Source organism: Komagataeibacter intermedius TF2, from assembly GCF_000964425.1.
GTDB classification, from domain to species: Bacteria; Pseudomonadota; Alphaproteobacteria; order Acetobacterales; family Acetobacteraceae; genus Komagataeibacter; species Komagataeibacter intermedius.
Window position 1 is genome coordinate 1 of record NZ_BANF01000529.1, and the last position, 434, is coordinate 434.

Below are 434 nucleotides of genomic sequence, written 5' to 3' on the forward strand. Positions count from 1 at the left end.
GTCACACCGTTTTCGTTGAACGCCAGGAGGCGGCGGTTCGAGATAGCGACGCGGTGGGTATAGCGCGACAGGTAGGCCAGCACCGCTTTGGGACCGGCAAAAGGCGGTTTGGCGTAGACGACCCAGCGCCTGCTGCGCACAGGAGCCAGATACCGCAGAAAGGCACGACGCTCTGCCAGAGGGGCAAGATGGCCCCGGAAGACCAGCCGGTCGGCATCGAAAAGTGCGCGCAGCCGGGTCAGGAACAGGCGGCGGAACAGCTTGCCCAGCACGCGAACGGGCAGGAGGAAGGCCGGGCGCGACGAGATCCAGCGCTGGCCATCGGGCGAGAGACCGCCACCCGGCACGATCATGTGCACATGGGGATGGTGGGTCAGCGCCGACCCCCAGCTGTGCAGCACGGCGGTGATGCCGATGCGGGCACCCAGATGCCG

At 67.3% G+C, this 434-nt stretch carries 1 protein-coding gene; it reads right to left on the reverse strand.

Annotation, left to right across the window (positions count from 1 at the left end; genetic code table 11):
* A partial coding sequence (locus B7449_RS18300; RefSeq protein ID WP_048884033.1) for an IS91 family transposase occupies positions 1 to 434 on the reverse strand: 434 nt, incomplete at both ends.